General features: G+C 41.2%; 15 protein-coding genes and 1 tRNA gene. 4 read left to right on the top strand and 12 right to left on the bottom strand.

The features are described 5' to 3' along the window. Nucleotides 1-194: 194 nt before the first annotated feature. The 3 genes from J1N10_RS10565 to J1N10_RS10575 all read left to right on the top strand — a co-directional run bounded on the left by J1N10_RS10565 (nucleotide 195) and on the right by J1N10_RS10575 (nucleotide 3,455). Nucleotides 195-1,595: a DcaP family trimeric outer membrane transporter gene (locus tag J1N10_RS10565; protein WP_262326670.1), complete on the top strand. Its 1,401-nt coding sequence runs from the start codon at nucleotides 195-197 to the stop codon at nucleotides 1,593-1,595. Continuing rightward, nucleotides 1,596-3,194, top strand: coding sequence for an RluA family pseudouridine synthase (locus J1N10_RS10570; RefSeq protein ID WP_262326671.1), 1,599 nt, complete (start codon nucleotides 1,596-1,598; stop codon nucleotides 3,192-3,194). Nucleotides 3,195-3,308: 114 nt separating this feature from the next. After that, nucleotides 3,309-3,455, top strand: a complete 147-nt coding sequence (locus tag J1N10_RS10575; RefSeq protein ID WP_262326672.1) for a hypothetical protein — start codon at nucleotides 3,309-3,311, stop codon at nucleotides 3,453-3,455. 81 nt (nucleotides 3,456-3,536) lie between these two features. Here the strand turns inward: J1N10_RS10575 and J1N10_RS10580 are convergent, their stop codons facing one another. The 4 genes from J1N10_RS10580 to folB form a co-directional block, all read right to left on the bottom strand. Next, nucleotides 3,537-3,731, bottom strand: coding sequence for a YwbE family protein (locus J1N10_RS10580; protein WP_262326673.1), 195 nt, complete (start codon nucleotides 3,729-3,731; stop codon nucleotides 3,537-3,539). Between the two features lie 188 nt (nucleotides 3,732-3,919). Next, nucleotides 3,920-3,990: transfer RNA gene (locus J1N10_RS10585), tRNA-Cys, on the bottom strand. Nucleotides 3,991-4,041: 51 nt separating this feature from the next. After that, nucleotides 4,042-4,236, bottom strand: a complete 195-nt coding sequence (locus tag J1N10_RS21310) for a cysteine-rich CWC family protein (protein ID WP_410053443.1) — start codon at nucleotides 4,234-4,236, stop codon at nucleotides 4,042-4,044. A gap of 2 nt (nucleotides 4,237-4,238) precedes the next feature. Then, nucleotides 4,239-4,607, bottom strand: coding sequence for a dihydroneopterin aldolase (folB, locus tag J1N10_RS10590; RefSeq protein ID WP_262326674.1), 369 nt, complete (start codon nucleotides 4,605-4,607; stop codon nucleotides 4,239-4,241). A 141-nt stretch (nucleotides 4,608-4,748) separates the two neighbouring features. On the opposite strand from folB, the gene J1N10_RS10595 reads away from it, so the two are divergent. After that, nucleotides 4,749-6,458, top strand: coding sequence for a glutamine--tRNA ligase/YqeY domain fusion protein (locus tag J1N10_RS10595; RefSeq protein WP_262326675.1), 1,710 nt, complete (start codon nucleotides 4,749-4,751; stop codon nucleotides 6,456-6,458). Nucleotides 6,459-6,549: 91 nt separating this feature from the next. On the opposite strand, the gene gltX is transcribed toward J1N10_RS10595, so the two are convergent. The 8 genes from gltX to J1N10_RS10635 form a co-directional block, all read right to left on the bottom strand. Further along, entirely contained in the window at nucleotides 6,550-8,073 is a 1,524-nt protein-coding gene (gene gltX, locus J1N10_RS10600; RefSeq protein ID WP_262326676.1) for a glutamate--tRNA ligase, read from the bottom strand. Between the two features lie 150 nt (nucleotides 8,074-8,223). Then, nucleotides 8,224-9,072: a sugar phosphate isomerase/epimerase family protein gene (locus tag J1N10_RS10605; protein WP_262326677.1), complete on the bottom strand. Its 849-nt coding sequence runs from the start codon at nucleotides 9,070-9,072 to the stop codon at nucleotides 8,224-8,226. Further along, nucleotides 9,069-9,815: a 3-keto-disaccharide hydrolase gene (locus J1N10_RS10610; RefSeq protein WP_262326678.1), complete on the bottom strand. Its 747-nt coding sequence runs from the start codon at nucleotides 9,813-9,815 to the stop codon at nucleotides 9,069-9,071. Before J1N10_RS10610 ends, J1N10_RS10605 begins: the two co-directional genes overlap by 4 nt. 18 nt (nucleotides 9,816-9,833) lie before the next feature. After that, a complete protein-coding gene (locus J1N10_RS10615; RefSeq protein ID WP_262326679.1) occupies nucleotides 9,834-11,318 on the bottom strand; it encodes a Gfo/Idh/MocA family protein in 1,485 nt (494 codons plus the stop codon). 33 nt (nucleotides 11,319-11,351) lie between these two features. Then, a complete protein-coding gene (locus J1N10_RS10620; RefSeq protein ID WP_262326680.1) occupies nucleotides 11,352-12,902 on the bottom strand; it encodes a Gfo/Idh/MocA family protein in 1,551 nt (516 codons plus the stop codon). A gap of 2 nt (nucleotides 12,903-12,904) precedes the next feature. Beyond that, nucleotides 12,905-13,387: a DoxX family membrane protein gene (locus J1N10_RS10625; protein WP_262326681.1), complete on the bottom strand. Its 483-nt coding sequence runs from the start codon at nucleotides 13,385-13,387 to the stop codon at nucleotides 12,905-12,907. Between the two features lie 248 nt (nucleotides 13,388-13,635). Beyond that, entirely contained in the window at nucleotides 13,636-15,933 is a 2,298-nt protein-coding gene (locus tag J1N10_RS10630) for a glycoside hydrolase family 3 protein (protein WP_262326682.1), read from the bottom strand. A 56-nt stretch (nucleotides 15,934-15,989) separates the two neighbouring features. After that, nucleotides 15,990-18,161 (bottom strand): glycoside hydrolase family 3 C-terminal domain-containing protein, encoded by a 2,172-nt coding sequence (locus tag J1N10_RS10635; RefSeq protein ID WP_262326683.1) that lies wholly within the window; start codon nucleotides 18,159-18,161, stop codon nucleotides 15,990-15,992. Between the last annotated feature and the right edge of the window lie 66 nt (nucleotides 18,162-18,227).

Genomic DNA, 18,227 nt, shown 5'->3' on the forward strand with positions numbered 1-18,227 from the left:
TTTTTTTAATTGTCAATCAACAACATCCATTATGCACGTTTTAGCCCACTATTTCAATCAACAAATCGCAAATATTTCTTTATTATATTAACTAAAGGATAAATATTTGATTTAAAAATCGCATTATTCAAGTCTTTTTAGTAAAATTACTTCTTGAAGCCTAACACAACTATTGTTTGATGTCGTCAAATAAGATGTATAAGTTATTCCAAACGCTAGCTCTACTTGTATTAGTCCTTTTTGTGGGTATACAATCAAAGGCTCAATCGCGGGTTATTGGAGAATTACCAGACTCTTCTAATATCTTACAACAGATATTCATTGAAGATGCGGAACTCATTGATAGTCTGATTACCAATGTCGATTCTTTAAAAAGTAAAAGTAGCAGTTCGTTGGCTGAAGTGCTGTTTAATCCTGAAATGCGTTTGATTCATGGAGATACAATTAAGTTAAAAACAATTGAAGTTGAAGAACAATTAACATACCGTCAGCGCGATTCAGCTAAAATTCAAGATATCCACCCGCAAGACTCGCCGGATCTTAAAGGTTTTACGCTTAACTCAAAAGATGGCACAGCACAAATAACCTTCAAAGGCTCCATTCGGCTTAACGGCGCATACGATTTTAACGGACTAGCTCACCGCGACAATTTTAAAACGATAGATATACCAGTCGAATCCGAAAGTCAGGGTGCGCGCTTTTTTATGAGTGGTCACCAAACAAGATTTGGGATTGAAGCTACCAAAAAAACAGGGTTAGGTCCCATATTAATGCGACTTGAAAGCGATTACTTAGGCACTGAACATGGTTATCGTTTGCGTCACGTTTATGGTTTATTTATGGATGTTTTAGCTGGTCAGACCTGGTCCGTATTTGGAGACCCCTCTTCTATACCCTGGACCGTTGATTTAGAGGGTCCCAATAGCTCTGTTAGTAAACGAACCGTACAAATTCGATATAGCCATTTGCTTAGTCCTAAGCTAAGATGGACCGTCTCCATAGAATCGCCTGAGTTAGACCTTGAAATAGCAGATAGCTTAAGGATTTTGCAAGACTTTCCGGACATAGCAACGCGTTTTAAGCGCCTGACAAACTGGGGACATCTACAGACAGCTCTTATATTCAGAAGTTTGGCCTATAACATTGACCAATCCGGAGCGCTTGGTTATGGGGCGTTATTGAGTGGTCGTTACGAATTTAACGACAAGAAAGAAATTCTGTTTCAACTTGTTGGAGGTAGAGGCATAGCCCACTATATTAGCTCCATTTCTGGTAATGGCCTTGACATTGCCTATGATGAAACAACGAAGGAATATCATCCTTTAGATATTTTTGGTGGCTTTGTTTCGTACGGGGTTGACTGGAACGATAACATATATTCTTATTTCACTCCAGGATTTATCTATATGCCAGGGCGCTCTTTTCAACCAGATAATACCTTTAAATTCAGCGCTTATTTCTCGGGCAATATTTTTTGGAATGTTATACCTGGTGTTCGGGTTGGAGGAGAATACTCTTATGGCTCCCGTATTAATAAAGACAAACAAAAAGGCAAGGCCAATCGTATTTCCTTTATTCTCTATTACGACTTTTAAATGCACTATTTTTACCCAATTCCAGAAGAACTAACCAGCAGCTTGCCGGATGGTTTTAATAATCCCTTTGATTATACACCACATCCGTTATGCCTGTTTGCCAAACAGCAATTAGAACGCTCTCTTCCTAAGCCTTCAACCATGGAAAAAGGGAAAATGTATGGTGTTTTGATTGTTAAAAATTTATCTGGACAAATAGGTTATCTGGCGGCCTACTCTGGAAATGAAAAAGACTTAAATAGTGGTTTTTACTTTGTTCCACAGGTTTATGACATTACAAATCCTTCAGGTTTTTTCAGAGCTGAAGAGCAAAATCTTAATGAAATTAATGCAGCCATTAAGGAGTTAAAGAACTCGTCGGTACTTAGTGATTTGAAGCAGCAATTATCAGCTAAAGAAAAAGCTGCAAAACAGACCATAAAGCAAACAAAAGAGCAGAATAAAATACATAAAGCAGAGCGAGACAAAAAGCGAAGCAGCACAACTGACGATAGCATTCATCAATTACTTATTAAGCAAAGCCAGACTGAAAAAAGCAACTTTAATAAACTAAGAAAACAGCTTAAAAATGAGCTGGATGAATTACGTTCCGAAATTGAATCCTTTAATGAAAAATTAAACTCCTTAAAAGAACAACGCAAATTAAAATCGGCCGAAGTTCAAAAGCAATTATTTGACAATTACGTATTTATTAATGCCGATGGTAATAAGGCTAGTGCAACAGCTATATTTGAACAATCAGTTAACACTCTACCCCCAGCCGGAACAGGAGATTGCGCAGCACCCAAATTACTCCAACATGCGTTTATAAATAATTACACCCCAATTGCAATAGCCGAATTCTGGTGGGGACCATCGCCTCAAAAGAAAGTTAGAAAACATGGCTACTTTTATCCGGCTTGCAAAAGTAAATGCGAACCGCTGCTGGGTTTTATGTTAAAAGGTTTGTCTATGGCATCGGACAAGGTTAAAAAACCTCTTAAAATTGAAGTAATATATGAAGACGATTGCTTAATCATTATCAACAAACCATCAGGCTTATTGTCAGTTCCTGGCAAATCAAACGATGATTCGGTATATCAACAAATAAAACATTTATTCCCCAGGTGCGAAGAGCCTTTTATAGTGCACCGGCTCGATAGAGATACGTCGGGATTAATGATTATTACCAAGACCAAAAACGTCTATATCAACCTTCAGAAACAGTTTCTGAATCACGATGTTAAAAAAAGATACGTAGCTATTTTAGATGGCGACATTAAAAAAGACTCTGGCACCATTGACCTTCCGTTGCGTGTTGACCTTGATGACCGGCCCAGGCAATTGGTGTGTTATAAACATGGAAAACCAGCTAAAACACTATGGAAAGTAATAACAAAGGATAAAAACCAAACCCGCGTCCATTTCTACCCACTCACGGGGCGCACTCACCAACTGCGCGTACACGCAGCTCATATTAAAGGACTTAATACACCTATCGTTGGCGATCCTCTATATGGAAGAAAGGCTAAACGCCTGATGTTACATGCGGAACACATCGTTTTTAACCATCCGGAAACCCAAAAACAAATAGCTTTTCATTGCCCAGCCAATTTCTAATATTATTTGTTAAAAACCGTCATATCCATCTCTCTATTGTTAATAAAAGTTGCGTGCTTATTAGTGGCATCATTGTTGAATCGTGCGCATTGTTAATTTTAAAACAATAAGGATATGAGCGAAAAAATGAAGCATTTTATGATGGTTTATGGCATTGAAATTCCACAGGAAATTGATACTAATCCATTTTACGGATTAACAGATGACGAAATTGCCAAAATACAAAAGCAATTGGAGCTTGAAAACCTCCTGTACTTTTAAAAATCCTCTATTCACCTACAGGAACAAAAAAACTCCCAATCTCAATAGAGATTAGGAGTTTCAGTTTCTTTTCAGCATTCACTAAAGCTTAATCATCTTCACCCGTCCAACTTGCCCGGTCTTTAGGCGACACTCAATACCTTTTAGATGAAATGTTACCTCATCGAGTATATCCTGAACCACCCCATGAGTAAGATTCCCCGAACGTTCATCCTGTTTTTGTAAAATTGCGACTTTAGTTCCCTTTCTAATGTTCTTTCTTTCCCTTCCGTCCATTTCTATTCTTTATATATAACCGACTTCAATATTGTTTTTAAATCCAGACCAATAGCTCTATGGTGATTATAACATTGCATCTCCAACTACTGCATACATGCTCATAATCAATCCCTAATAAACCTTTACATGTAAAAAATATCCCCAAAGAAAAAGGTGATTTCCACCTAAATGAAAATCACCTTTTGAGGTTCCTGGCGGACTCGAACCGCCGTAGCTGGTTTTGCAGACCAGTGCCTAGCCACTCGGCCAAGGAACCGTTGTGTTTCGGGTTGCAAAATAAGTAATAAATTATTTTCTGAGCAAATTTTTATTTCTTCTTTTCTGCATAAAAACTGAGGCAATCGGGGCAAAGGCAGCTGTTGTAATTCTCTGCCAACACTTTAAGATTTTCAGCTTTCACAAAAAAATCGTTGCACCAACACTTTCTATTGCTATTACTGTAACAAGTATAGCTCGCACCACACTTTGGGCAAATCTTAGGCGTTCCTTCTGTTTTACTCATACCTAGCGTGAAAAAGTAACACTAACACATTTCATTTGCCCTCCCATTGGTGGATTCACCTTCGATACTTTAACCGTTGCTTTTAAAAGCTCTGGGAATTTATCGTAAATACCATCAATAATGCGCTTATTTAAATGCTCCAACAAATGAGAGTTCTGCATAATTTGCTCCCTCACAATCTCGTATACCGACACATAGTTCAAAGCATCGTTAATATTATCAGTTTCAGCGGCCAGAGTACAATCCGTTTCCAGCGTCACTTTGACTAAAAAACGATTACCTACCACTTGCTCTTCTTTAAAACAACCGTGATAAGCATAAAACTCCATTTCTTCCAGCTCAATCACACCTATCAATTGCTTCTTTTCCATTATCACACTATTTTTTTGGCGAAATTAATCTTTTATCACCGAATCATCAGATTTTTAAGTCGAAAAACACTTACTTTTGTGCTTGATGTTCACACATCCTTTTTAAAGCAAATACATTTTAAGAGACAAAATACAGAGCAGATGGAATTGAACGAAGCGCCAAAAACAAATTTCATTCATCAGGAAATTGATAGTGATTTAAGTGAAAATAAAAATGGAGGAGCCGTATTAACGCGTTTCCCACCTGAACCAAATGGATACCTTCACATTGGTCACGCCAAATCTATTTGCCTGAACTTTGGACTTGGCAAGCACTACAAAGGTGGAACTAACCTTCGTTTTGATGATACCAACCCTACCAAAGAAGATACCGAATACGTTGAGTCTATAAAAGAAGATGTTAACTGGCTAGGATTTCAGTGGAATGACGATCCTAAATTTACATCGGACTACTTTGAGCAATTATACCAGTGGGCTATCCTTTTTATCAAGAATGGAAAAGCTTATGTTGATCATCAGAGTGCCGAAGAAATAGCAGCTCAAAAAGGGACACCAACAACTCCCGGACAAGAAAGCCCTTTCCGCAACCGAAGCGTGGAAGAAAACCTGGATTTATTTGAGCGCATGCGTAAAGGTGAGTTCCAAAATGGAGAGTGTGTATTACGTGCGAAAATTGATATGGCATCGCCCAACATGCATATGCGCGATCCATTGATGTATCGTATCATTCATGCGCATCACCACCGCACCGGCGATGAATGGTGCATTTACCCCATGTATGATTTTGCTCACGGACAAGGTGATTTTGTAGAAGGTATAACCCACTCTATCTGTACACTTGAGTTTGAGGTACACCGTCCTCTTTATAATTGGTTCTTAGAGCAGATATTAGAGTTTCAACCAGAATTAAAAGAACAAGCTCGTCCGCGTCAGATTGAGTTTGCGCGCTTGAACCTGAACTACACAGTAATGAGTAAGCGCAAATTGCTTCAGTTGGTGAATGAGAACTATGTAGCTGGTTGGGATGATCCTCGTATGCCTACTATCTCAGGTTATCGCCGCAGAGGTTACACTCCTGAGTCTATTCGCAAATTTGCCGACCAGATTGGTGTTGCCAAGCGCGAAAATGTGATTGACGTAGCCCTCTTGGAACACTGCATCCGTGAAGACTTAAATAAAAAAGCACCACGTGTTTACGCCGTGTTAAACCCGGTGAAGGTTATTATCACTAACTACCCGGAAGGACAAGTGGAGTGGATGGAAGCGATCAATAACCCGGAAGATGAGAGCATGGGAGCACGCAAACTGCCATTTAGCCGTGAGATTTATATTGAGCGCGATGATTTTATGGAAAATGCGCCACGTAAATTTTTCCGCATGGATGTGGGACGTGAGGTACGCCTGAAGAATGCATACATCGTGAAATGCGAAGGCATCAAAAAAGATGAAAACGGTGAGATTTCTGAAATCTACTGTACATACGATCCAGACACGAAAAGCGGTATGGAAGGCAGTAACCGTAAAGTTAAAGGTACGCTTCACTGGGTGAGCATTGAGCATGCTAAAACCGTTCAGGTGAAGCAATACGATCGCCTGTTTATGGATGAAGCGCCTGATGGACACAAGGATAAAGATTTTCTGGAGTTCTTAAATCCTGATTCATTATCGGTTATTAACTCATGTTACATTGAGCCTAACTATAAAGATGCTGGCGCCAAATTTGACGATGGCGTTGAGCGTTACCAGTTCCAGCGCTTAGGTTACTTCTGTGTTGATAAAGATTCTACGGAAGATACTATTATTTTCAATCGCACGGTTACTTTAAAAGATTCCTGGGCGAAGAAGAAATAATCTTAGACACAAGATAAAAGACATAAGACTAAAAATCCCGCACCTGAATCAGATGCGGGATTTTTTATTCGCAGAATATTCGAACTAGTCGTTATCCAATATTTTCAACAGCTGCATTCACGCGCTTCACTGTTTCTTCTTTACCAATCATCTCGGCAATGGTCATTAAATCGGGGCCAAAACCACCGCCAACCAAAGCCAAACGGAAAGCATTCATCACCAAGCCAAAGCCTAATTCCTTAGCTTCAATTTGTGCTGAAATAGCCGCTTTAATGTCGTCAGCTTTCCAGTTTTGAACCTTCTCTAACTCTGCTGTTAATGCTGTCATAAATGCAGGTACATCGCCTTTCCAGCGCTTCTTAACTACTTTTGGGTCGTAGGCTGTTGGCGCTTCAAAAAAGAAAGCGCTTTGCTCCCACAATTCACTCACAAAGTTGACACGCTCTTTAACCAGGCCAACCACTTGAGCTACAAAACCTGTCTCTGCTGTTATTCCTTTTTCAGTTAATACAACTCTGTAAAGTTCGGCTAATTCAGCATCCTCTTTACGCACCAAATGCTGCTGGTTGAACCATTTGGCTTTATCAGGATCAAAGCGAGCCCCCGACTTGTTAACACGTTCGATAGAAAATAGCTCAATCAACTCTTCCATTGAGAATAACTCTTGTTCTGTACCCGGGTTCCATCCCAATAAAGCTAATAAATTAACCACCGCTTCAGGGAAATAACCGCTTTCGCGGTATCCGGCCGCAATGCCATCTTCCAACTGCCAGTTTAAGGGAAAGACCGGGAAACCACCTTTATCGCCATCGCGCTTCGATAGTTTTCCTTTACCTGTTGGTTTCAAAATCAAAGGTAAGTGAGCAAACTGCGGCATGGTTTCTTCCCAGTTGAGCGCACGGTACAACATAATGTGCAAAGGCACTGATGGTAACCACTCTTCACCACGAATAACGTGTGAAATTTCCATTAAGTGATCGTCCACTATATTCGCCAGGTGATAAGTTGGCAGTTGATCGACGCTCTTGTATAATACTTTATCATCTAAAGTATTGGTGTTAAATGTGACTGAACCACGCACCATATCATTGGTTTGAACCTCGGTGTTTTCAGGCATTTTAAAACGAATTACCCAAGGTTCACCAGCCTCCATGCGTTGCTTCACCTCATCTTCACTCAAAGAAAGTGAGTTTTTTAAAGCATTGCGCGAATGCATATCGTAAGCAAAGGTCTTCTTTTCAGCTTCGGCCTGTGCACGCAAAGCATCCAACTCATCAGGTGTATCAAAAGCGTAGTAAGCCCATCCTGTCTCTACCAACTGATCGGCATATTTCTTATAAATCTCGCGACGCTCACTTTGCTTATATGGTCCAAATTCACCGCCTTGCTTCACCCCTTCGTCAATGGTCATGCCTAACCATTCCATGCTCTCGTTGATGTATTCCTCGGCACCTTCAACAAAACGTGTTGAATCCGTATCTTCAATACGAAGGATAAAATCACCGCCATGCTTCTTGGCAAACAGGTAATTAAATAATGCGGTACGAACACCACCAATGTGTAATGGTCCGGTTGGACTAGGCGCAAAGCGCACACGTACTTTACGAGTTGTCATATGCTGTTTTTTTTGCAAAGATAGCTTTTAAATGTTGATTTGCTTAATAGTGGAATTGCGGAATTGAAAAACTGAGGAAATGATTATTTCACAGCAAAAGAGGCTGCTCCAGACGAACAACCTCTTCTCTAATTATCCTATCAAAATAAACTATTTCACGTAAGATGCATTCATCAGAAAATCAAGACTCTTTTTTACACTTTCCAGCGGTGCATAATTATAACGCTCTACCTCAACAACAATGGCTTTCATGCCCGATTGTTTGGCTTTTTTAAAAATGGGCTCAAAATCCATTTTACCACTTTCGCCCAATTCTTTTTCATCCTTCACATGCCAAAGCTCAAAGCGCTTAGGATACTTTTTAAAATAAGCCAAAGCATCCTTTTTGCCAACCATTATCCAATATAAATCCAACTGAAACATCACCTTATCAGGATCGGTATTCTGAAGCATATAATCGTAACGAACAATGCCATCAACCTCTTCAAACTCTTTATCGTGATTATGGTAGCCAAAGCGAATGCCTTTCGCATTGCATTTTTCGCCTATAACATTAAAGTAATCACAGTATCGCTTTAAATCCGCCAGTGAACCATAGCCTTTGTCATCCATAAAAGGCTGAACAATATATTGAACACCAGCTTTGGCATGAGCTTCGATGCACTCATCCCACCATTGCATGGTTTTATCCCAGTTTTCGGTATCGGGCAAAGCCTGACCACAATGCGAAGCTGTAAATTGTAAGCCATTATCATTCAACAACTTTTTAAAAGCCAGTGGTTCCATACCGTAGAATTTTCCATCGCCATAGCCGGCAGCTTCTACAAATGAATACCCCATATCGCCGAGTTTCTGGATGGTTCCTTCAGCATCTTTTTTCATATCATCGCGAACTGACCAGAGCTGTATACCAATGTTCTTTTCCACTTTTCGTGCGTCTATATTTGCAATTGGTAAAACAAAAAAAGCGATACCCAACAAAAGAGCTAAGCGTATCATAATTCTTTGATTTTAATGTTACGGAACCATACATCATCACCATGATCCTGGAGACCAATATAACCTTCACTGGCAACATCGGCCCAAGTTGGATTTAAAGCGGGGAACTTACTACCTGCCACCAACTCATTCCATTCAGGCGTCCACAGGTGATACTCAACAACGGTTTCTCCGTTCTGAATATGCCATACCGACCCTTTGTAAACCTTGATTTCAACCGAATTCCATTCACCGACCGGCTTGGCATTTTGAGGAACGGCCGGATATAAATCGTACAATGAACCGGCTTGACGATTACCCGCTATACCAGCCTTTGCATCTGGATGCTTTTCATTATCCAGGATTTGCATTTCTGGTGCCGTTTTCCAAATGTAATCCAAGGAGTCATTCTCTTGTCCTAAATAGAAAATGCCAGAATTACCACCTTCAGAAATCTTCCATTCCAGCTTTAAATGGAAATTACCAAATTGCTTCTCGCCATACAATATATCGCCACGGTCTTTACCGCCCGCTTCACCACGTCCCGAACCAGGACAGTGGATTGTACCATCTTCTGTTATTTCCCATCCATCAGGGAATGTTGATTTGCCATAGTTGCGCCAGCCATCGGGTGTTTTTCCATCGAATAACAATTGCCAGCCGTCGGCTTTTTCTTCTTTTGTTAGTGTGTTCTGCTCTTGCGATTTATCACAACATGATGATAAAATTGCCATTATCATTCCTAATATTAATAAGTATTTCATTGCTTAAGTTTTTATAGTTTATACTGGCATTTCAGGTAAAGACCATCCATCCCGGTAGGTATGTTTAATTAATTCTTGTGCAAAAGCGTTGGCATTAACCGGCTTGGTCCACTCTTTATCAAAGGTTGGGTGGCCATCATGAATTTTGAAGCCATCGCTAATCACCGTGCGAATGGTCTCGTCATCGCCGATATTGGTAAAGCGCATATTTTCGCCATCCCACTCCAGCTCTTTATTCAACGATTGCAATCGAACCGCCAATACACCCATCACCACCATCTCATTGAATGGCCCGGCTTCGCTAAATGGCGATAAGGTTTCAACTCTTTTCTTAGGTTTCTCTTTACATGCACGTACCCAATCCATCTCATGGCTTAAGGTTATGCGTGGTTCTGTTTGAGGCACATTTGGCTTTCTACCTGACAGCAACCATGGATCGCGTCCATAGCAACCACACACTAAAGTATCTTTTGAACCATGAAACAGGACACCGCCACCTTGGTTGTTCATATCCTTGCCCGCCGGCCAGCCGTCAGGTTTGAGTGGTTGAAGACCTCCATCGTACCAATGGACTTCAACTTCAGGCATGGCCACTTTAGCCAAACTTGCCCTTTCAGGAAATACCAAACGTACCTTTTGAGCTACAGGTGCTGCATCGGTCAATAACAGAGTTGAACTACCCTGTGCTTTAGTTGGATAGCCTAACTTGAGGCCTTTAAACACAGGATGAAGAATATGACAGGCCATATCGCCCAGTGCTCCTGTTCCAAAATCCCACCAGCCACGAAAATTCCATGGGGTATAAATTTCATTGAAAGGTCGCATTTTGGCCGGGCCAATGAATAAATCCCAGTTAAACGTATCGGGAATCGGCTGTTCCTCGGTTGGACGGTTCAAGCCCTGAGGCCATATCGGACGATCGGTGAAAGCCTCTACTTTACGCACCTCACCAATCTCACCATTCTGAATCCATTCGGTTGTTAAAGCCACACCTTCATCCGATGCGCCCTGGTTACCCATTTGTGTCGCCACCTGATGCTTGGCTGCCAACCTGGTTAATAATCGTGATTCATAAACCGTATGAGTCAATGGTTTTTCTACATACACATGTTTGCCCATGGTAATGGCTGTTGCTGCAATAATAGCATGTGTATGGTCGGCAGTAGCCACCACAACAGCATCAATGTCTTTGCCCATTTCGTCAAACATTTGACGCCAATCCCAATAGCGTTTTGCTTTGGGGAAGTAGTCAAAACAACCTTTGGCATATTTCCAATCCACATCACACAAAGCGACAATATTTTCACTCTCCATGGCTTTCAGCACGCCAAACCCGCGGCCACCAACACCAACACCGGCAATATTCAGCTTATCACTCTTGGATTTGTTTTTGTTCATAGCAGCTGCCATTGAAGGCATCATGACCAGACCTGCAGTGGCTATTCCTGCATTGGCCAAAAACTGACGGCGACCCATTTCGAGCCGTTCTTTTTTATCGTCCATGTTCTTAAAATTAAGGTAATTTATAAAGGGTAATTAAATTATTTGTTCTTTTTCAGCATCCCAATATACCTTTCGGTTCTCGCGATAAGCAATGGTAGCCATATGAGCAGTGATGGCTTCTTCAAAAGCCTGATCGATATCACAACTTGGTTGTTGATTGGTTCGAATACATTCAAGCCATTCTTTAATATGCAGATGTGCCGTGTTAACGCGCTTTCCCTGTACATGTGTGTACAATAAACCACGACTGGCAAAATACTGCTCGGTAGCCGATGTGGTGCCATCCAGTGTATTGCGTCCCGGCTCATAGGTGATCATAGCCTGCTGAGATGAAATCAAACCGGCATCCAACTGCTTGCGGTACTGTGTCGATCGGTTATCCGGGAAAATCTCTAGTTTATTTTCCATTTTCATGGTAGCATCGTGTCCCATAATCACTTTGCCGCGATATAGTTCATTGGCCAGAGAAGCACTGTACATGAACGTCAGGTCACGCTCGGGGTATTCAAACACGGCCTGAAAAACATCCGGCACTTCCCGTCCGTCTTTGAAGTAATAGATACCACCTGAAGCCACTGCTGAATGTGGTATGCCTAATTGCAAGACCTGATTGATGGCATCGTACTCGTGCGTCAGCAAATCACCACTCAGACCTGTTCCATAATCCCACCAGCAACGCCAGCGAAAGAAGCGCTCGGCGCTGAAAGCATGCTTATTGGTTGGTTCAATAAATTGCTGCCAGTCAATGGTATTTTCATTGGCTTCGGGATGAATCGGATACACCCAGGCTCCGTTAGGATCATTCCGATTGGTGCATACTTCTATCAACGAAATCTTGCCCAGGATATTTTTATCAATCAATTGTTTGGCTTTGTTGAAGCTGGCCGTTTGCCGCCCCTGGTGTCCCAACTGAAACACCACTCCTGTTTCTTTAACAACTTTTCGGAGTTGAAAAGCTTCTTCGGCCGTCCGCGTTAAGCCTTTTTCAATATAAATATGCTTACAGGCCTTGGCAGCATCAATACCCATTTGTGCATGCCAATGATCAGGCGTTGCAATAATCACTGCATCAATATCTGAGGCGGCCAACAAATCGCGATAATTACGGTAACGCTTAACATGCGAAGCAACGTCATTTATTTCCGTTGCTTTTTGACCGTTACTGGCTGATAATAAAGCATCATTAGCATGCACATCAAACAAATCGCATACACCTCGTATTTCAATATTCAGGTTATCCTGAGCCATGTAATCACCATAACGTGTATCACGTTTATTACGCTTAAACTCATCATGCCAATGCTTTACTGTATTGGGATGTGCAAAACCAGCAGCTTCCATTAGGTATTTGCCGCGTCCGCCGGCACCAATTATACCCAGACGTATGGTCTTTCCAGCTTTCGACGTAATCAACTCCGGCTCATCGTAGAGGTTTAAACCCAAGTCATCGGCAATATTGTATACTTTTTGTTTCTGGTAATCCACCTTTTTCAGCACACCATATCCGAGTGCTCCAAGGACTGGCACCGTGGCTAAAGTTTTAACTATATCTCTTCTGGAGAACTTTTTAGTAGCATCTTCCATAATTAAGGTCTTTTGTGACAGATAAAACGATCGATTCCAATAACCCGACTGGTTGGAAACAAGTACAATACGATAAGAATGGCTATGAAAATGAGATTCTTATCTACCCATAAGGTATTCTCATTCGTCATTAACACTTCGTTGACATGTATTAACGGAGGATGCGCCAGGTAGTATAATAAAATAAGAAAAACACCTGCCAATGAGGTAAAACGACCGAAGATACCAAGAATAAGCGCACAACCAATAGCCATCAAGCCCCATATATTCAATTGATTAACAATTTCGAGGGTTTGTGGATTGTCTGCCAGGGTATGAAAAGTGTTACTAAAAATGCCTTGTGCACTTTTAAGATAACCAAAGGATGACCAGTGCGGGTTTAATAATTTGGCTAGCCCTTCGTAGAGCAGATACCAGCCTAACAAAACGCGAACTAGAACTAAGGCGTAAAGCTGAGAGGCATTTAATTGATGAGAAATTTTCATTATGAGTCTGTTTCTGATTATCAAATCAAAAATTACCATAAAATTCAATGCAAACGTATACTATTCAGCCAAATGCTTATTAACACACCTATTTGAACATTTGTCAACTTCTCACCTAACTCCGCATTTCAACTTTACCATCTACCTATCACTCATTCTGTTTGGTATTGAAAATCTGATAGTTATATTTTAAAATTATGCTTTTTAATAAAGGATTAATCTATCAACAGATGAAAACCCTTTAATCTCTATTTTGCGTATTTCTTCACTCGTTCATCACTAATCACGCCCGACCAATTCATACCAAAGGTGAATTCATATTTATGCCCTTCGCTATCCACATAACAATCCATATCAAATGGTACATCTTCTAATTGTTTTTCAACCGTTTCCATGCTCGAAGGCATCTGAAAAGGAAGTAAGCCGCTTGGCTCATAGGCACCGGAAATTACATCGAGTAAAGCCTGATCCTGATTTCTGAAATGCAATAACAACCCGTCAACCTGCGATTCGAACTCCGCTACAACTGTCGGGTTAAAGCTATTAATAATGACCACTACCGGTTTATCTCCCATGGCCTTCTTTGTATTAAGCAACACATCAAGCTGCTCATGATTTTTAGCCAACACCGATTTTCCTTTGTACGAACGAGTTGCCTCATGCTCATTGGAGTCGAAAGCCAAACTTCTTTCGCGAGCTGCATGAGCCGTGTATTCTTTATACTGCAAGGTAATAGGTACATATCCGTTTCCTCCATTCTCAAAATCTGTGATATCAAATCCTGAACGTATCTGAAGGTTATAAGGTGAATTCATCATTACAAGTGCCACATCGGCCTCTTCAGGTGTATCAACCACTTTAAAATACTTGGCTGCAATTGCTTTGTTGATACCATCATTAACCGTGAAAGCATCTCCTCCAAAAAAATCTCTTTTAAACGCCTTAATCGATGGAATGTATACTTTGGTTTTCTTTTGAAGCGGTAGCAGTTTGTTTTTGTTTTTTAGCAAAACAACAGACTTTAATTGCGACTCATAACCCAACTGCATAAATTCAGGCTTTCCAACAATAGCGTCCGACTTTTTTGGCGATAAATAAGGGTTTTCGAACAGTCCAACTCTAAAAATATTCTTTAGTAAGCGCACTGTTGATTGCTCCATACGTTGACGCATAAATGCGTCACCATGCTCTTTAACGCCCATTTCATAAGCTTCAATAATCGGACCTGATTGATTATTACCTCCAAATTGGTCAATGCCCGCCATTAAAGCCAAATAATGTCTTTCGGCTTCACTAAGTGTTTCAATACCCCAGGGTTTACCGGCATGTATGTATTTTATGGGCGCATCGCCCGTAATTACCCAATCGGTGCATACAACACCATCGTATCCATATTTCCCTCTTAACTGATCTTTTATCAAATACTCGCTGAAACCATTCCCGACATTCTTTCCCGATGGATCCTGATTATAGGATATTGTATAATAAGGCATTACAGCAGAAGCCATCTTTGTCTTGTTATCGAGCTTAAAAGCTCCATCTAAAAACGGCTTTTTATGATCTTCCAGATTCTTACCTGGAAAAACACCATACTTACCAGTACCCATATGTGCATCTCGACCTCCTTCGCCAGAGCCACCTCCAGGCCAATGCTTAACCATCGCATTGACACTTTCATAGCCCCATCCATCTTCAATTACTTTATCAGGTGAGCTATATTGGAAACCTTCACAATAAGCTTTTGCCATATCGGCTGACAGCTGTGGGCTTTCACCAAAAGTTCCAACAAAACGATCCCAACGTGGGTCGGTAGAAATATCGACCTGTGGCGATAAAGCGGTTGTTAAACCCAGTGCCCGGTATTCAATGGCGGCCACTTCACCGAATTTTCGGACCAGCTCAGGGTCAAAGCTTGCTGCCAGACCTAAAGACTGCGACCAACGTGAAATATCACCCCCGGCTCCGGCAAAAAACTCTGCATCAGAAGGCGCTCCGTGTCTTGGATCAGAACTATTATTAGCTGGAATACCAAAACCAAAGCCCTCTACAAGCGTTTGTACTTTGTTATTCCATTGGGCAGCTACTTTAGCATTTTCAACACCAGTAACCAGAATATGTCGCAAATTATCTTCTAACAAGAATTTTTTCTGTTCATCGGTAAGGGTGCTGGCAGGCACATTGGCCTCCTTGTATTCCTTACCATCGTATTTACCCATGTAGGTAGCTGGTACTGACTGATGATTACTGTATAACATTAAACCTGCAATCTCTTCTATTGACAATTTAGAAGCCAAATCTTTGGCTCTTTCTTCAGCCGGTAAGCGCCAATCTTCGTAAGCATCTAATCCTCCATTTTTATTTAAGTCTTTAAAAGCATAGCCATTGTCTTCAATAATGCTCACTCCCGAATAGGGCGAATAACTCAAGGTTACACCATTATTGTTCTGCACAATATTAAAACCATCATCGGTTTCTGTGCATTTCCATTTTGAAGAACAACCAACTAATACCCCCAGAATAACTACGAAAAAAATAGTTTTATACATGCTAAATAATGGTAATATGTTTTTTTTAAGTGAATTATCCCCAATAAGAAATTTAATTACTGAACCTCTATTTTAAGCGTCTTCTTAATTTGGTTCGATGCCGTACCAACCAACAAGTGATAAGCCCCTTTTTCAAGCTTCCAGTCGTTAATGCTCTCATCGTAGAAAACAAAAGAATTAACTGGCAACTCTAATTCAATCTTTTTTGTTTCGCCAGCTGCCAGCTTCACCTTTTTAAAGGCTTTTAGTTCCTTCGCTGGCCGCATGACAGACGACTTAACATCTTTCACATACACCTGAACAACCTCTGCTCCATCAACATCACCTGTATTACTTACCGACACCTTTATTTTAACCACATCATCAGCCTTAAAACTATTACTTACAGTTGTGGCCGAATTGATTTTAAACGAGGTATATGACAAACCATAGCCGAATGCATACAATGGTTTTATCTTTTTAGTATCGTGCCAGCGGTAACCAACCAAAATATCTTCTTTATACACCTGGTCAACACCATCGCCCGGATAAGATAACGGATCGAAGGCATGCGCACCATTATCTTCCAACTTAACAGGGAATGTCATTGGCAGCTTACCCGATGGGTTCACATCACCAGATAACACATCAGCTATGGCATGACCTGTTTCGCTACCCAGGTACCAAGCCTGAACAATGGCTTGTGCCTTTGTCTTCCACGGCATGGCAACGGCGTTACCGCTAACCAGAACAACCGCCACATTATTATTGACAGCCATTATCTCATCGAGTAAAGCATCCTGACCAAACGGTAGGTTTAAGCCTGTTCGATCACCATTTTCACAATCCTGTTCGTGATTCTTGTTTAAACCACCAACAAACAAAACGATATCGGCCTGTCGAGCTGTTGCAATAGCGGCTCGTTTTAGTGAATCCTGGCTTAGGTGAGATGGTATCACGCGCCCATAGGCTGAAGGGCCTGATGAGTAGCCCATAGCATGCGTAATTGTAGCATTGGCAAAACGCTTTTTAATGCCCTCTAATGGCGAAATCTCATGAACTGTTTTTAATTCTGATGATCCACCACCAATGGTCATCATGCGTGTGGCATTTTCTCCAATCACGGCTATGGTTTGAGTAGTTTCAGGGTTGAGCGGAAAGAAGCTGTTTTTATTCTTCAATAGAACAACACCTTCCTGTGCTACTTCGCGAGCAACATCAAAATGCTGTTGGTTAGCTTTACGGCCTAAAGGACGCGTTTGATTCATATTAGTGCGGTACATCAAACGCAGAATACGACGTACTTTATCATCAACGACACTTTCATCAATCTCACCGTTTTTCAATAATTCTAAGAAAGGCTTAGCCAGGTAATAATAATCGTAAGCATTTTCTTTTGAAGAAGTTAACCCATCGGTACCTGTACCCATTTCAATATCCAGACCGTTGAGCGCAGCTTCTTGGGTGTCATGCGCACTTCCCCAGTCGGTAACCACAACACCATCAAAGCCCCAATCGCCTTTGAGTATATCATTGATTAATACTTTATGATGACTGGTGTGCTGTCCGTTGTATTTGTTATAAGCGCCCATGATGGACCATACCTTGCCTTCTTTCACAGCTGCTTTAAAAGCAGGCAGGTAAATTTCGTGTAATGCACGATCGCTGACCTTCACATTGATATGATCGCGCCATACTTCCTGGTTGTTGAGCGCATAATGTTTCACGCAGGCAGCCACACCATTTGTTTGCACTCCCTGAATATAAGGTACACACATCACAGAGGCTAAATACGGATCTTCACCCATGTATTCGAAGTTTCGACCGTTTAAGGGTGTGCGATAAATATTGACACCAGGCCCCAATAATATATCTTTTTTCCGATAGCGAGCCTCTTCGCCAATGGCAACACCATATTTGCGAGCCAACTCCGGATTAAACGTCGCAGCTAAACAGGTTAAAGCAGGGAAAGCAGTACACGAATCATTGGTCCAGCCAGCATAGCTCCAACTGTCCCATTCTATTTCGGCACGAACCCCATGCGGCCCATCCGACATCCATATCTCGGGAATACCTAAACGCTCCACTCCGGGTGAACTAAATTTAGATTGAGCATGACACATCTTCACCTTTTCCTCCAGTGTCAGTTCTTTAATAATCTCATCAATCTGATTTTCAACTTTATCCAGATTTTGGGCAGAGACCACCGCACCAAAGAACAAAAGGCTCAAAATTAGGAAATACTTCATTGCGCTATTATTTTATTAATGAACATCAAAATTACTACTATAACTAGCTCGCTTTATGTTGCATAT

It is taken from the genome of Carboxylicivirga litoralis (genome assembly GCF_025499605.1).
Taxonomy (GTDB): Bacteria; Bacteroidota; Bacteroidia; order Bacteroidales; family Marinilabiliaceae; genus Carboxylicivirga; species Carboxylicivirga litoralis.

Coding starts and splice junctions, on each gene's coding strand:
- J1N10_RS10565 (WP_262326670.1), top strand. CDS start 195: ATGTATAAGTTATTCCAAACGCTAGCTCTACTTGTATTAGTCCTTTTT.
- J1N10_RS10570 (WP_262326671.1), top strand. CDS start 1,596: ATGCACTATTTTTACCCAATTCCAGAAGAACTAACCAGCAGCTTGCCG.
- J1N10_RS10575 (WP_262326672.1), top strand. CDS start 3,309: ATGAGCGAAAAAATGAAGCATTTTATGATGGTTTATGGCATTGAAATT.
- J1N10_RS10580 (WP_262326673.1), bottom strand. CDS start 3,731: ATGGACGGAAGGGAAAGAAAGAACATTAGAAAGGGAACTAAAGTCGCA.
- J1N10_RS21310 (WP_410053443.1), bottom strand. CDS start 4,236: ATGAGTAAAACAGAAGGAACGCCTAAGATTTGCCCAAAGTGTGGTGCG.
- folB (WP_262326674.1), bottom strand. CDS start 4,607: ATGGAAAAGAAGCAATTGATAGGTGTGATTGAGCTGGAAGAAATGGAG.
- J1N10_RS10595 (WP_262326675.1), top strand. CDS start 4,749: ATGGAATTGAACGAAGCGCCAAAAACAAATTTCATTCATCAGGAAATT.
- gltX (WP_262326676.1), bottom strand. CDS start 8,073: ATGACAACTCGTAAAGTACGTGTGCGCTTTGCGCCTAGTCCAACCGGA.
- J1N10_RS10605 (WP_262326677.1), bottom strand. CDS start 9,072: ATGATACGCTTAGCTCTTTTGTTGGGTATCGCTTTTTTTGTTTTACCA.
- J1N10_RS10610 (WP_262326678.1), bottom strand. CDS start 9,815: ATGAAATACTTATTAATATTAGGAATGATAATGGCAATTTTATCATCA.
- J1N10_RS10615 (WP_262326679.1), bottom strand. CDS start 11,318: ATGGACGATAAAAAAGAACGGCTCGAAATGGGTCGCCGTCAGTTTTTG.
- J1N10_RS10620 (WP_262326680.1), bottom strand. CDS start 12,902: ATGGAAGATGCTACTAAAAAGTTCTCCAGAAGAGATATAGTTAAAACT.
- J1N10_RS10625 (WP_262326681.1), bottom strand. CDS start 13,387: ATGAAAATTTCTCATCAATTAAATGCCTCTCAGCTTTACGCCTTAGTT.
- J1N10_RS10630 (WP_262326682.1), bottom strand. CDS start 15,933: ATGTATAAAACTATTTTTTTCGTAGTTATTCTGGGGGTATTAGTTGGT.
- J1N10_RS10635 (WP_262326683.1), bottom strand. CDS start 18,161: ATGAAGTATTTCCTAATTTTGAGCCTTTTGTTCTTTGGTGCGGTGGTC.